Annotated in this window: 12 protein-coding genes and 1 tRNA gene; 7 read left to right on the forward strand and 6 right to left on the reverse strand. The window is 56.1% G+C overall.

Annotated elements, in window-relative coordinates:
- The first annotated feature begins 173 nt into the window (after positions 1–173).
- From BJL95_RS08270 to BJL95_RS08295, 6 genes are all read left to right on the forward strand, one after another.
- Positions 174–1,778: a SulP family inorganic anion transporter gene (locus tag BJL95_RS08270; protein ID WP_071156982.1), complete on the forward strand. Its 1,605-nt coding sequence runs from the start codon at positions 174–176 to the stop codon at positions 1,776–1,778.
- A 10-nt stretch (positions 1,779–1,788) separates the two neighbouring features.
- Entirely contained in the window at positions 1,789–2,217 is a 429-nt protein-coding gene (locus BJL95_RS08275; RefSeq protein ID WP_071156984.1) for a hypothetical protein, read from the forward strand.
- Between the two features lie 83 nt (positions 2,218–2,300).
- Positions 2,301–2,534 carry a FeoA family protein gene (locus BJL95_RS08280; RefSeq protein ID WP_064031681.1) on the forward strand — a complete coding sequence of 78 codons (234 nt, stop codon included), beginning with the start codon at positions 2,301–2,303 and terminating at the stop codon, positions 2,532–2,534.
- Positions 2,531–4,837, forward strand: coding sequence for a Fe(2+) transporter permease subunit FeoB (gene feoB / locus BJL95_RS08285; protein ID WP_071156985.1), 2,307 nt, complete (start codon positions 2,531–2,533; stop codon positions 4,835–4,837). Before BJL95_RS08280 ends, feoB begins: the two co-directional genes overlap by 4 nt.
- On the forward strand, positions 4,834–5,058 hold the full coding sequence (locus BJL95_RS08290; protein ID WP_071156987.1) for a FeoC-like transcriptional regulator: 225 nt from the start codon (positions 4,834–4,836) through the stop codon (positions 5,056–5,058). The genes feoB and BJL95_RS08290 overlap by 4 nt, the downstream gene beginning before the upstream one ends.
- Positions 5,059–5,351: 293 nt before the next feature.
- Positions 5,352–6,926, forward strand: a complete 1,575-nt coding sequence (locus BJL95_RS08295) for a peptide chain release factor 3 (RefSeq protein WP_071156989.1) — start codon at positions 5,352–5,354, stop codon at positions 6,924–6,926.
- 48 nt (positions 6,927–6,974) lie between these two features.
- Here BJL95_RS08295 and BJL95_RS08300 read toward each other — a convergent pair whose 3' ends face one another.
- The 4 genes from BJL95_RS08300 to BJL95_RS08315 form a co-directional block, all read right to left on the reverse strand.
- Positions 6,975–9,380, reverse strand: coding sequence for a TonB-dependent receptor (locus BJL95_RS08300; RefSeq protein ID WP_071156990.1), 2,406 nt, complete (start codon positions 9,378–9,380; stop codon positions 6,975–6,977).
- An 81-nt stretch (positions 9,381–9,461) separates the two neighbouring features.
- On the reverse strand, positions 9,462–10,412 hold the full coding sequence (locus tag BJL95_RS08305) for a FecR family protein (RefSeq protein ID WP_071156992.1): 951 nt from the start codon (positions 10,410–10,412) through the stop codon (positions 9,462–9,464).
- 57 nt (positions 10,413–10,469) lie between these two features.
- Complete coding sequence (locus BJL95_RS08310) at positions 10,470–10,976, reverse strand: RNA polymerase sigma factor (RefSeq protein WP_071156994.1); 507 nt, start codon at positions 10,974–10,976, stop codon at positions 10,470–10,472.
- 202 nt (positions 10,977–11,178) lie between these two features.
- Positions 11,179–12,078 (reverse strand): LysR substrate-binding domain-containing protein, encoded by a 900-nt coding sequence (locus tag BJL95_RS08315; protein ID WP_071156996.1) that lies wholly within the window; start codon positions 12,076–12,078, stop codon positions 11,179–11,181.
- A 422-nt stretch (positions 12,079–12,500) separates the two neighbouring features.
- On the opposite strand from BJL95_RS08315, the gene BJL95_RS08320 reads away from it, so the two are divergent.
- Positions 12,501–12,587, forward strand: a tRNA-Leu gene (locus tag BJL95_RS08320).
- Between the two features lie 128 nt (positions 12,588–12,715).
- Here BJL95_RS08320 and BJL95_RS08325 read toward each other — a convergent pair.
- Both BJL95_RS08325 and tnpA read right to left on the reverse strand, forming a co-directional pair.
- A complete protein-coding gene (locus BJL95_RS08325; protein WP_217631666.1) occupies positions 12,716–13,309 on the reverse strand; it encodes an energy transducer TonB in 594 nt (197 codons plus the stop codon).
- A 339-nt stretch (positions 13,310–13,648) separates the two neighbouring features.
- The coding region (gene tnpA / locus BJL95_RS08330; protein WP_083385803.1) for an IS200/IS605 family transposase at positions 13,649–13,980 on the reverse strand (332 nt) is incomplete at its 5' end.

Raw genomic sequence — 13,980 nt, forward strand, 5'->3', positions numbered from 1 at the left:
CCCAGTCTTGCCGGGGGCCGACCGGTTGGGCGTAAATGCCGTTGTAGATGGACTCCAGTCCGAAATCGATTCAAACGTGCGGCCCGACCGCAATTGTGGTTATCATCCCCCACTGAACGGCGCCAGCGGTTCGCGCCGCCCACGCTCACCGCCATTTATCGCATGGAGAACTCATGACCACACCAACCGCGGCAGGCAGCCGCAATCATTGGCCGGCCGACATCAGCGCCGGCTTTCAAGTGTTTTTGATCGCGCTTCCGCTTTGCCTCGGCATCGCTCTGGCTTCCGGTTTTCCGCCGCTGTCCGGGGTTATTTCGGCGATCGTGGGCGGCTTGCTGGTATCGCGGATCGGCGGGGCCCCGCTGACGATTACCGGGCCGGCGGCCGGGTTGATCGTGGTGATCCTCGATGCGGCGGTCAGCTTGGGCGACGGCGATCCGGCGGCCGGGTACCGTTACACCTTGGCGGCCATCGTTTGCGCCGGTTTGTTGCAAATCGCGCTGGGTTATTTGAAGGCCGGCCGTTACGCGGCTCTGTTTCCCGCGTCGGTCATTCACGGTATGTTGGCGGCGATCGGCATCATTATCATCGCCAAGCAGTTGCCGGTGATGGCCGGCGTGCAAAACCACGCGCCCGATATTTTGACGGGAATCGGCGAACTACCCCGCCAACTAATCTTTTTTGTACCGCAAATCGGACTGATCGCGCTGGCCGGCATCGCTATCCTGATCGGATGGCCGCACCTTAAGCATGGCTGGCTGCATAAATTGCCTGCACCCATCGTCGTGATCGCCTCCGGGATTTTACTGGCACGGGTGTTCGGTCTCGCCCACCCGGCGCCGCTCGACTTCCGCATGCCCGAGGATGTCGATGTCGTCAGCGATTTTCTGGTGAATATTCCGGCCGATTTCAGCCAGGCCTTCAGTTGGCCGGACTTCGGCAAAATCGCCAGCTTGGCATTTTGGCAAAGCGTGATTTCGATTTGCCTGGTTGGCAGCCTGGAAAGCCTGTTGAGCGCCGCCGCCGTCGACAAGTTGGACCCATTGCGTCGTTACTCGGACTTGAACCGCGAATTGCGAGCGATCGGCATCGCCAATACCTTGTCCGGACTCATGGGCGGCCTGCCGATGATCGCCGAAATCGTCCGCAGTTCGGCGAATATCGAGGCCGGGGCGCAAACCAGCTGGGCCAATTTTTGCCATGGCGTCTGCCTTTTGGTCTTCGTCGCGCTGTTTCCGAGCGTGATCGCGACGATACCGTTGGCGTCGCTGGCGGCGTTGTTGGTCTACACCGGTTTCCGCTTGGCGTCGCCGAAAGCCTTCGCGAAAAGCATGGACTTGGGAAAAGAACAGTTGCTGTTATTTCTACTGACGATCGCCACGATTCTGGTCAGCAATTTGTTGGCAGGCGTGTTGGCCGGTATCGCCGCGAAAGTGGCCTTGCATGTCGGACGCGGAGTCTCGCTACGCCGTTTGCTGTCGATGTCTTACCATATCGAAACCGCGACGGACGGCACCTGGACCGTCAAGGTCAGCGGCGCGGCCTTGTTCTCGAACTTTCTAGCCCTGAAAAGCTGGCTGACGGAACTCCAAGACGGCCGAGCGCTGATCTTCGACCTTTCCGAAGCCGAGTTGATCGATCATACCGTCATGGAATTCATCGCTCAGTACCGGGAAGATTACATCGCGCAAGGCGGACGATGCGAAATCCGCGGCCTGTCCGCCACCGAGCCGCTGGGGCGGGCCGAACTGGCTGCCCGTGTCCGAAAACCATCGTGAAACGCTCGCGATGATATTGTTTATTCGTAACGTGCCCGCCAGCACGCATTTATCGGAACTGGAAGCCTACGTGGCTCCAGCCTTGAAACGACGTTTTTTGTTCGGCGGAGGGCGCATTCTGAAAGCGGAAATCCTGGTCATTCTGGATAAAACCACCCACACGCTGGAATACCATGGTTTGGTTCATATCGACTCGGACAAGGTCGGCTTGAGAGCCATCAAATCCTTGAAGGGCCAACGCTTCAAGAACAAGTTGGTATTGGTGCGGGAATATCACAATCGCAATTGGCACAATGATCGCCGCCAGACTTACCAAGCCACACAGGCGTTGGCGGATAAACGAGTGGCGGACCGCCGGCGTGGCGCCAGCCTGGAATTCGTCAAGGACATTTCGGCCATTTTCTCGGCGCCCAGGACCGCGGCCCGCAAGTTAATCTGAATTATCGACATCCGCTTGTTACATTGCCGTGACCGTGTGTTATATTGCGGCTTAATGAGAACAGTTATTAATAAGCTTATAACATGTCGACCTATCTGAAAGCGCTCGCGGCCGGCGATACGGGCCGCATCGTCGGATTCGACCAGTCGGGCGGGGTCTACCGCAAAAAGCTTCTGGCCATGGGCTTGACGCCGGGCACTGAATTTACCATTACCCGCTTCGCGCCGATGGGCGACCCGGTCGAGATTAAAATTCGCGGCTTCTCGCTGTCGCTCCGCAAAAACGAAGCCTCGGTATTATTGATCGAGAAATTATGAGCGCGGATTTCATCGTCGGCGTCGTCGGTAATCCCAACTGCGGAAAGACCACGCTATTCAACGTGCTGACCGGCTCGCGCCAACAAGTCGGCAACTGGCCCGGCGTGACCGTCGAGAAAAAGACCGGCGAATACCGCCACCAAGGTAAGCGCATCGAACTGGTGGATTTGCCGGGCACCTACTCTCTGGAATCCGACGACGACAGTATCTCTCTCGACGAAAAAGTCGCGCGCGACTATGTCGCGTCGCGTCAGGCGCACTTAGTCATTAACATCATCGACGCCGCCAATATCGAACGCAACCTGTATCTGACCTCGCAACTGCTGGAAATGCGAGTACCGATGATCGTCGTGTTGAATATGATGGACGCGGTCAAGAAGCGCGGTATCAAAATTGACATTGAAACACTGAGCCAACGCCTGGGCTGTCCCGTGGTGCCGGTCACCGCCGCGTCCGGCAGCGGCATCAAAGAGTTGCGCGACATCGTCAGCGAGGCCTGTCTCGATGCGCCAACCCCGAACCTGCAAGTCCAATACCAAGCCGAACTGGAAAGCGCGGTCGCCGAATTGCAAGCACGATTGCCAATCCATCCGGAATGCGACAACCGCTGGTTGGCATTGCGGCTGTTGGAAAACGACACGCTGGCAAAACGCTTCGCCGGCCCCGATATGTTGCCCTTGGTCAATCGGCTACGCGAACGGATCGAAGCCGAAACCGGCGACGAAATCGACATCCTCGCCGCCGACGCGCGCTACGGTCTAGTCAATCAACTGGTGCAGGCCGCGGTTTGCAAACTCAACGAAGTCTCGCGCAGTACCACCGACAAAATCGACAGCGTGGTGCTCAATCGCTTTCTTGGCATCCCGGTGTTTCTACTGGTGATGTACGCGATGTTTATGTTCACGATCAACATCGGCAGCGCCTTTGTCGATTTTTTCGATAAAGCGGTCGGTGCGTTGCTGGTGGACGGCCTCGGCGCGCAACTCACCGGCTGGCAGTGGCCGGCCTGGTTGGTGGTTTTGATTTGCAACGGCATCGGTGGCGGCATCCAAGTTGTGTCGACCTTTATTCCCATAGTCGGCTTTCTGTTCATTTTCCTGTCGGCGTTGGAAGACTCCGGCTACATGTCGCGCGCCGCCTTCGTAATGGACCGTTTTATGTGCATCCTCGGTCTGCCCGGTAAATCCTTCGTGCCAATGATTGTCGGTTTCGGTTGCAACGTGCCGGCCATAATCGCTACCCGAACGCTGGACAACCAACGCGACCGGGTTCTGACCAATTTGATGAACCCGTTCATGTCTTGCGGCGCCAGACTGCCGGTGTATGCGCTGTTCGCGGCGGCTTTTTTTCCGGTCGGCGGCCAAAATTTAGTCTTCGGACTTTACTTATTCGGTATCGCCGTCGCGGTCGCGACCGGCCTGATCATGCGCCATACCTTGTTGCGCGGTGCCCCCACCCCGTTTCTGATGGAACTGCCCGCGTATCACCTGCCGACGCTGCAAGGCATTTACACCAAAACCTGGGAGCGTCTGAAAACCTTCATCGTCAACGCCGGCAAAATCATCGTGCCGATGGTTCTGGTGCTGAACGTACTGAATTCGCTCGGCAGCGACGGCAGTTTCGGCCGCGAAAACAGCGACCAATCGATACTGAGCGGTATCGGCAAGTCGCTGACGCCGCTGTTCGGCCCGCTCGGCATCGCCGAAGACAACTGGCCTGCGACGGTCGGTATTTTTACCGGCGTGTTGGCCAAGGAAGCCGTGGTCGGCACCTTGGACGCTCTCTACAGCCAAATGGCGGCCGGCGCGGATAACAGCGAGGATGCCGAATTCGACCTCGGCACCGCATTGCGCGAAGCGTTGCAAACCGTCCCGGACAATTTGGCCGCGGTCGCCGATCGCTTGCTGGACCCGTTGGGCCTCGGTATCGCGACCAGTGCCGACCAAGCCGAAGCCGCCGAGAAACAACAGGTTAAACTGGATACCTTCGCGGTCATGCAAAGTCATTTCGACGGCCAGATCGGCGCCTTCGCCTACTTGGTATTCATCCTGCTTTACGCGCCCTGCGTGGCCGCGACGGCGGCGATCTACAAGGAAACCAACGGCGGCTGGGCGCTGTTTACCGTATGCTGGACTACCTTCATCGCCTATCTTTCCGCGACGTTGTTTTACCAAATCATGACTTACGACCAGCATCCGCAGGCTACGTTAAGCTGGTTGTCCGGATTGACACTGGTCTTCCTGAGCATACTGGCCGGCCTGCGCTACGTCGGCAATCACCAAACCGAAGGAGTTCCGCCATGATCCTGTCCGACCTGCGCGGTTATTTACAGCAGCGGCAACGCGCCACGCTGAACGACATGGTCCTGCATTTCCATATGGACGCCGACGCATTACGCGGCATGCTCGACAAATGGATCAGTAAAGGCAAGGTCAGACTGAGCGGTAACGGCTCGAACTGTGCCAGCGGCAATTGCTGTAAATGCGATCCGCTACTGACCGAAATTTACGAATGGGTAGATTGAGCTTGGCTCGGCGCTGAAAGCTACGCGCATAGCGTACCGCGCTCAGAACGCGCTCGCCCCCTGATTCTCCGCATCTTCCGCGTCGCTGCCGACGCCCGGCTTAAGCGCCAGTCAAACGGAAACCGAATCCCGAGCAAACGTCACATTTCACGGCCTCTCAGCGTCGAAACCGCCGCGCTCGAACCGGGCTTGCTGCAAATTAAGATACAATACGCCGTTACGCGCGGAGGTTTCTGGCCACTGTGTCGCACGACCTCCAGCGAACGTTATTGATTTTTCCGACCTAAAACCGCATGCAAGCCACCGAATACAAGCGTAGACGCACTTTTGCCATCATCTCCCACCCCGACGCCGGCAAAACCACCATCACCGAAAAACTGCTGCTGTTCGGCGGCGCCATTCAGCTGGCCGGCTCGGTCAAAGGCCGCAAGGCCGCGCGCCATGCCACCTCGGACTGGATGGAAATGGAAAAGGAACGAGGCATTTCGGTCACCACCTCGGTGATGCAGTTCGAACACAACGGCGCCATCGTCAATCTGCTGGATACGCCGGGCCACGAAGACTTCTCGGAAGACACTTACCGCACGCTGACCGCGGTCGATTCGGCGCTGATGGTCATCGACGTCGCCAAGGGTGTCGAGGACAGGACCATCAAATTGATGGAAGTCTGCCGCTTGCGCGATACGCCTATCCTGACCTTCATCAACAAGCTGGACCGCGAGGGTCGCGAACCGATCGAGCTATTGGACGAAGTGGAAAGCGTGTTGAAGATCGAATGCGCGCCGATGACCTGGCCTATCGGCATGGGCAAACGTTTCAAGGGCGTTTATCAGCTATACAAAGACGAGATTTTGCTGTTCAACCCGCAGCATGGCGGCAGGATCGCCGATTCCACGCTGATCAAGGGCTTGAACAATCCGCATTTGGACGAGTTGCTCGGCCTGCAGGCTGACGAATTGCGCGACGAAATCGATCTGGTCCAGGGCGCCAGCCACGAATTCGACCACGCCAAATATTTGCGCGGCGAGCAGACGCCGGTATTTTTCGGATCGGCGATCAACAACTTCGGCATCGTCGAATTGCTGGACGCCTTCGCCGAATACGCGCCGCCGCCGCGTCCGCGCCAAGCCGAGCAACGCTTGGTGGAACCGAGCGAAGATAAATTCACCGGTTTCGTGTTCAAGATCCAGGCCAATATGGACCCGGCTCACCGCGACCGGGTTGCCTTCATGCGCATCAGCTCAGGCAAGTTCGACAAAGGCATGAAGATGCATCACGTGCGCATCGGCAAGAGCATCCAGGTTGCCAACGCGATCACCTTTCAAGCCGACAGCCGCAAGAACGTCGAGGAAGCCTATCCCGGCGACATCATCGGCTTGCATAACCACGGCACCATCCAGGTCGGCGACACCTTCACCCAGGGTGAAAACCTTAAATTCGGCGGCATCCCCTATTTCGCGCCGGAATTGTTCCGCCGCGTGGTGTTGAAAGATCCGCTACGCGCTAAGGCGCTGCAAAAAGGTTTGGTGCAATTGACCGAGGAAGGCGCGACCCAGCTATTCAAACCATTGAAAAACAACGACTTGATTCTCGGCGCGGTCGGCATCCTGCAATTCGACGTCACGGCCCACCGTTTGAAGCACGAATACAATGTCGAATGCGTCTACGACGCTTCGCCGATCAACACCGTGCGCTGGGTCAGCTCGACCAATCCGGCCAAGCTGGAAGAGTTTAAAAACAAGGCTTTCGAAAATCTGGCCGAGGACGGCGGCGGTTATTTGGTGTATCTGGCGACCAGCCGGGTCAACCTACAACTGACCGAAGAACGCTGGCCGGACATTCATTTCAGCGCCACCAGAGAACTTTAATGCACCAACCAGCCGGGCAGCGAACCCGCCCGGCTGGCCGATTTCCGCTTAATACTCGATTTTCACCGCCCCCATGAAGGTACGCGGATTGCCGTAATAGGTTGGGCCGTAGCTGTAAATCGACTGGTAATAGGTTTTATCCAGCAAGTTGTCGACATTGAGCTGTGCGGTCAGTTTGGTTTTACCGACCTGCCAGGCCTTGCTGGTCATCAGATTCATCGTCACGTAGCCCGGCGCCTGGGCGCCCTCGTAATAACCGATTTCCCGTTGACTGACGGCCTGCATGCCGGCACCGAATTTCAGTCCCTTCAAATACTCGCCTTGCTGAAACTCGTAGGTCGTCCACAAACTGCCGTTGTGCTTGGGCGCGTTGTTCAAGCGGTTGCCAACCACGGTCGGATCGGTTTCGTCCTTGATGCTTTTGGCGAACGGCATGTAGGAATAGGCGCCGATCACATTCCAGCCAGGAACGATCTCCCCGCTGACGTCGAATTCGATGCCGCGGGTTTCCGCTTCGCCCACCGCGCGCGATAAGGCCAGATAGGTCGCGATAGGTGCGTTGCGCTTGGTCAAGTCGTAGTAAGCCAGCGTCGCGCTGAAACGGCCGTCGAACAATTCGGTTTTTGCACCGACTTCCCATTGATCGGCGGTTTGGGCCGGTAGCGGCTTACCGTCGCGCCCCCAAAAATTCGGCGCCCCGAAATTTTCGGTGTAACTGCCGTAAAGCGAAAACTCCGGTATCGGTTGCCAGACCACGCCGCCGCGCGGCGATACCCGCTCCGACGTTTGTTCGGGCGACTGGCCCGAACCAAACTCCCCGTAGCTGCTGTAAATCACATTGGCATTGTCATAGCGCAGGCCGGCCATCACATGAAAATGGTAAGGCAATTCGATTTGGTCCTGGGCGTACAAGCCGAACCAGGGTACGGTTGAGTTCGAATAGGTCACGTCGGTCGGCAACAGTGTCGGCGGAGTGGCGCGGTGAGTCGGCCGGTAGATATTGCTGGTGTCGTACAAATCGCCGTTAAACCCGAATCCGGCCATCGAAACCCGATAATCGGTGCGGTAGTAGTCGCCGCCAATCAGCAGATTGTGCTTCAAAAACGCCGTATCGAATTTACCGTTCAATTCCAGCGCATTGAAAAAATTGTACTGATAGTCCTGACCGTCGGTATTCGAACCGAAAAATGCCCGGCCGACATCGCCGGTCGCCGGATCGGCGACCGATCCGTGAATCGCCGACATGGTCAGATTGTAATTCTTGAAATTGAAGCGGTGCCTTAGACTCCAGCGGTCGTTGAAGGCGTGCTCGGTGTGCAGCGCCAGCATCACGTATTCGTCTTGCTGATAGTTCCAGGCATCGCCCAGATTCCGCTCGCGAGCGATTGGCGCGGGTCGATTACCCATTACTGGTACCGTGCCATTGCCGAATTCCTTGATGTCGCTATATTCGAGCTTAATCGTGGACACCGTGTTGTCGCTGATATTCCAGCGCAAGGTCGGCGCGACCATCAAGCGTTCGTTGCCGCCGAATTCCTGAAAGGTATGGTTGCTTTGATATCCCAGATTGAAACGGTAGGCGAGCGTCTTATCGGCGTTCAGCGGCCCGGTCGCGTCGACGCTGGTACGGTACATGTCGAACGAACCGAATTGCTGGCGCAGGCTGTAATACGGTGTATCCAGCGGTTGCTTGGTGACGAAGTTGACGATGCCGCCGGGTTCGGTCCGACCGTAAAGTATGGAGCCGGGGCCCTTCAGCACTTCCACCCGTTCCACGTTTTCCAAATCCTCGGTGTGAGCGTACTCGCCCTGACTCAACACCCCGTCGCGATAGTTAATATAACTGCCGAAACCCCGGATGAAGAAAGTGCCGCTGCCGCCCAAGCCGTTGCTGACGCCGCTGACATTTCTCAGCGCCTGATCGATCGTGATGGCCTGTTGGTCTTTCAGTACCGCATTCGGCACGACTTTGACCGACAGCGGCGTCTGCATCAACGGCGTGTCGGTCTTGGTCGCGGTGGTGGCATTGTGGCGGTTATAGTCGGTGTTATAAGGATCTTCGCCCTCGAAAAACGGATTGCTGGATTTACCGACGACGTTAATCGCCGGTAACGCAGTCGGCTCATCGCGCTGGTTGAGCGCCTGGCGTTGAATCAGCACGTTGCCGTCGGCGGTCAAATGGTAAGTCAAGCCGCTTCCGGACAACAGCTTTGACAATGCCGCCTCCGGCGAAAATTGACCGGATAATCCGCCGCTGCGTAAACCGTTGGCGATTTCGGCATCGTAAATCAGTTGCAGGCCGCCGACTTCGGCCAGTTGATTCAACGCAACCGCAAGCGGCCCCGCCGCGATCCGGTATTCCCGGACCGCTGATTCGGCAACGGCGCCTCCGGCTACCGCCGAGCCGACAACCAACAGCACGCTGGCGGTTTTAAAGGTATCGTGCACTGACATTGTGTTCCCTCTCCAAGTGTTTTAACGATTAGTAACAGCTATGACGCACTAGTCAGCCAAAACAGGAGGTCGGGAAATTTTTTAACGATGCAGCAAAATCAGATAGTCGCCGAAGTGGGTAGTATGCAATTGCAGCGCGGTTTCCAGCGCGGCAATCGCGGCGAGTGGATCGTCGATCCGAAACACGCCGTTGACCCGGCGTTGGCGAAGGTCGGCGTCCTGAATCAGCAAGACGCCGGGGTAATAATGAGCCAGTTCGGCGACGACTTCGTCGAGCGGACGATTCTGAAAAACCAATCGGTGGCGGCGCCAAGCGGTCGCGGCGCCGATGTCGGCCGCTTTTGCTTGACTCAGTCCATGCTCAGCGTCATAACTGGCCGCCAGGCCTTCGTCGATCTCGGCCGTTTGTCGGCCGTTGCCAAACTCCACCCACACGCGGTGTTCGGTCACAGTGACTTCGGCGCCCTCCTCGGCCAATTTGACGTTGAACGCGGTGCCCAACGCGGTGACGCTGCCGCCGGCTGCGTATACTCGAAACGGCCGGTTACGGTCCGGACTGACTTCGAACGCTGCCTCGCCCCGCAGCAGGTGCAATTCACGGCGCGTTTCATCGATTTGAACATCGACGGCGGATGCGCGGTTCAAATGCACCGTGGAACCGTCACTGAGCGTGAAGCTGCGAATCTCACCGCGACCGGTCTGCAAATCGGCGTTCCAGAGTTGTAAGTAAGGACTGAGCCAGATCGCCGCCAAGCTTGCGGCCAACGCCAATCCGAAAATCAGCGGAGCGAGAGCCCGCTTAGCCGGCGGTTTCGACTTCGGCGCCACCGACGCCTCAACCTTTGCCAAACCATCCAGTTCGACCCACAAATTTTCAAGTTCGCTATAGGCCAAACGATGCTCCAAAGACGCATTCAACCAGCGCTGAAATTCCTTAAGCTCGTTTTCGTCCATGCTTCCGCCATCCAGACGCGCCCACCAATCGGCAGCCTGTTCACGAATTGTCGCGGAGTTTTGGGCGGGTGCGGGCATGGTTAGAAAGGTTAAAACCCGAAATTCAATAGGCGATAAGCGGCAACACCGGGAACACTAATCATCATCGACTTGCTGCAGCGCCAGCAAGGCATTGCGCAGATGTTTTTCGACCATGTTACGCGAAATGCCCAAACGCTCGGCGATTTCCGCCTGACTCAACTCTTCGAATTTTCGCATCTCGAAGACTCTTCGGCATTTCGGTGGTAAGCCTTCCACTGCAGCCGCCAAGCGCCCCAGGCGTTGGCGGGCCGCTAACAGACGGTCCGGCTGGCGCGCTTCGGTCTCCGCTACCCAATCCGGTAATTCGTCGGATTTAGCCAAGTATCGGTCGCGCACCGCATCGCGCCGCTCGTAATCGGTCGCAAGATTGGCCGCGATCCGATGCATTAACGCTCGCGGATTGTCGGCCGCACGCCATAGGTCGCCGCTCAGCATGCGCTGATAGGTTTCTTGAACGATGTCGGCCGCCATGTCCCAGCAACCGCAGCGCCTGAACATGACGCGCCGCAGCTCTGCGTCGTAGCGGACGATCAAGCGCTGAATATCCAGGGTATCAGTCATCGAAAACGGCAGGGAAAGAGAGTTGGCCCCCTAACAACAAATTCGATGCCGTTTTATTGTCAGTCCCGCGCAATCAATGCCTTGAGTCGAAAAAACCGCGCTCTAACCGCATGCTGTTAACGCGGAATGCGGCATTTCACTCATCATATCCGAGTTATTTAACAAAGTTTAATAGATATAACCGACCCTCTATAACCCACCCTCAATCGGATTTGGTCGCGGCCTCCGCCAATAACTCGTCTATGAAATACTGACAATACGACGGCAAATACAATTGCCGCAAATACGCAATCTTAGTGGTCGAACTCGGGATCAAATCCATCAGACTGCGAGCTACCAAATCCGCGTCCTTGACGGGCTCGTAGGACGTGCCGGCGATGATACCGACTCCCATGCCCAGCCGCACGTAAGTCTTGATGACGTCGGAGTCGGCCGCGGCCAAGTTGATGTCCAACGGCAAATGCGCGTTAACGAAGGCTTTCTCGATCGCCGACCGTCCGGTAAACCCCGGCGTATAGGTTAAAATAGGTTCGGCCGACAGTCGTTGCAAGGTGATATCGCCTTCGGCCAACGGATGGCCTTTAGGCACCACCGCAACATGGTGCCAGTGATAACAGGGCTTGACCACCAATTTGTCGTCTTCCGCCAGTCTTTCGGTACAAATCGCAATATCCGCCTTGTGCTGATGGAGTAAATCGATCAGGTTGTCGGGTGACGATTGCACCATGTAAATCTTAATGCCCGGGTAACGTAAACGGAACCGGGCAATCGGCCCAGGCAGCAGATACTTGGCCTGAGTATGGGTAGTTGCTATATGCAGCGTGCCGCTACTGCTGTCGAGGAAATCGTCGGCAATCAGTTGGATATTTTTCTTGGCCTGATTAATCAAATCCACTTCCGCCATGATGCGCTCGCCCAACGGCGTTAGACCGATCAACTTTTTACCCTGCCGGGCAAATAATGGCGAACCCAACTCGGCTTCGAATAATTGTAATTGCCTGCTTACCGCCGATTGCACCACGTGCATCTTATCCGCCGCCCGGCTCAGATTGAAGCCGGTCTCATGCAGCGTGCGCAACAACTCAAGTTGGTTTAGATTCATGCAGCTAACCTTGTTCTAACGTCAAGCAATTTCGGAAAATCCCACTATACTGATCGTGCGTTCGGTAGGCGTCCGTAAAATCGGCGGCCGCATCGAAAGCTATCGCTTCATTTTAGGGGTTTCCGGCGCCAACATCGACATCTAATCCGGATTCGTCGCATGTAAAACGCCGGGCAATCTCCTCCTAGCGACACGGATGTCTTATGGCGGACCTCGGTCCGCCGTTTTTTTGCGGCTAGCCCGGCATTACCCCTTTTCAGCATGACGTGATAGAAATTGTCGCCTCCCCCGCAGTGGCTCATTCATCCAGAAGCCAGAACGAATCCACTTGGAACTTGATCGAAAAATATAATAGACGGGAATTAGTTGACAGATACTTAATTTGACAATATAATGCTCACTTAACTTGCCAGCCAAGTTAAGCCGAGGTGGTGAAATTGGTAGACGCGCTAGCTTCAGGTGCTAGTAGGGGTAACCCTGTGGAGGTTCAAGTCCTCTCCTCGGCACCATCATTTCTCAGTGAAATATGGTGTGAAGTTTTATATCCATTCCTTTCGATAGAGCTTTGCTACGGTTCTTGTAGCTAATATCCAAAAACCAATTTTATACGCTAGACCACAGCGTCGCCTCCATTGTATTAAGCGTTCTCTTGGTCTTTAAGACTAAAAATAATCGGCACAAGCACTGAGCACGCCTCGTTGATCTCCCCACGCTTGGCCGGAACAAACTGCCAATTCTTTACAGCTTCTAGTGCAGCTTCGTCCAAAGTCTCATGACCGCTGCTTTGTTCAATACCGATCGTTTCCACTTGCCCTGCTTCGCTGACCAGAACTTTTAACACGACCCTGCCTTGCCAACCGCGACTCCTGGCTACCGATGGATAGTCTGGCTTAGGATTTTTATCATACGCCGCGCTCATATAAGCCTCGGTATACGGCTGAGCATCGTTTTCGAACACGGGCTTCTCAGGCTGATTAGGCGTGGGTAATACATCGCTAACAGGCTGCAATTGTTGCTTCAACAATTGTTCGAGCTCGGAAAAATCAGCGGCTCGCGCTTGTTCGGTTTTTATTAATTTCGGTTTGGGTTGCACACGCTTACGCGGAGGCTTTGAAGCTTGCGGCGGTTTAGCCGGCGGTACGGGCGTCTGTTTAGCAGCGGGGATCGTAATCGTTGAAACCTGGATGGCCAGCGGCTCAGGCTCCGGAGAACGTTGCTCAGGAACAAACAAGCACTTCACGCCTAGCAAGTGAATCCCGGAAACCGTGACGGCGATTGCGAACAATACATCACGATTTCGGGATTTTCCTGCTCCGGGTATTTTAATCCGAGGAGTTGTGAATACCGGCGCGACGGTCCGTCGGCGCGAGTCCTCCACGAAGGAAGGCGACGGCGCTCGCCCCGAGGAGAATCGAGCGGAAGGCTTTTCGAGAATACTGGTCGGAAATCGGAACATACGGAAAGTAAATATCCCCCGGCAAAGCCGGGGGCTTTATGTTGTGAACCGCTCAAAGCGGTAAATAGGGTCGCTGACGCGGCCCTTTAACTTTAGCCGCCAATAGGCGGCGACTCATTGCCAAAGGTTCATTTGTTCGACTCGTTGGTCTTCCTGTTCTTGATGACGGATATACTCCCGTATCATCGTTTCATCCCGACCCACTGTCGAAACAAAATACCCCCGCGCCCAGAAATGCTGACCTACAAAGCTCTGTTTCTTTTCACCATAAACACGGGCCAAGTGAATCGCACTCTTCCCTTTGATATAGCCAATCACCTGCGACACCGCATATTTCGGCGGGATAGAGATCAACATATGCACATGATCCGGCATCAAATGCCCTTCCAATATTCGGCTTTCTTTCTGGCTCGCTAACCTTCGAAACACCTCGCCCAAATGCTTGC

Source organism: Methylomonas sp. LWB, assembly GCF_001856095.1.
Classification (GTDB): Bacteria; Pseudomonadota; Gammaproteobacteria; order Methylococcales; family Methylomonadaceae; genus Methylomonas; species Methylomonas koyamae_A.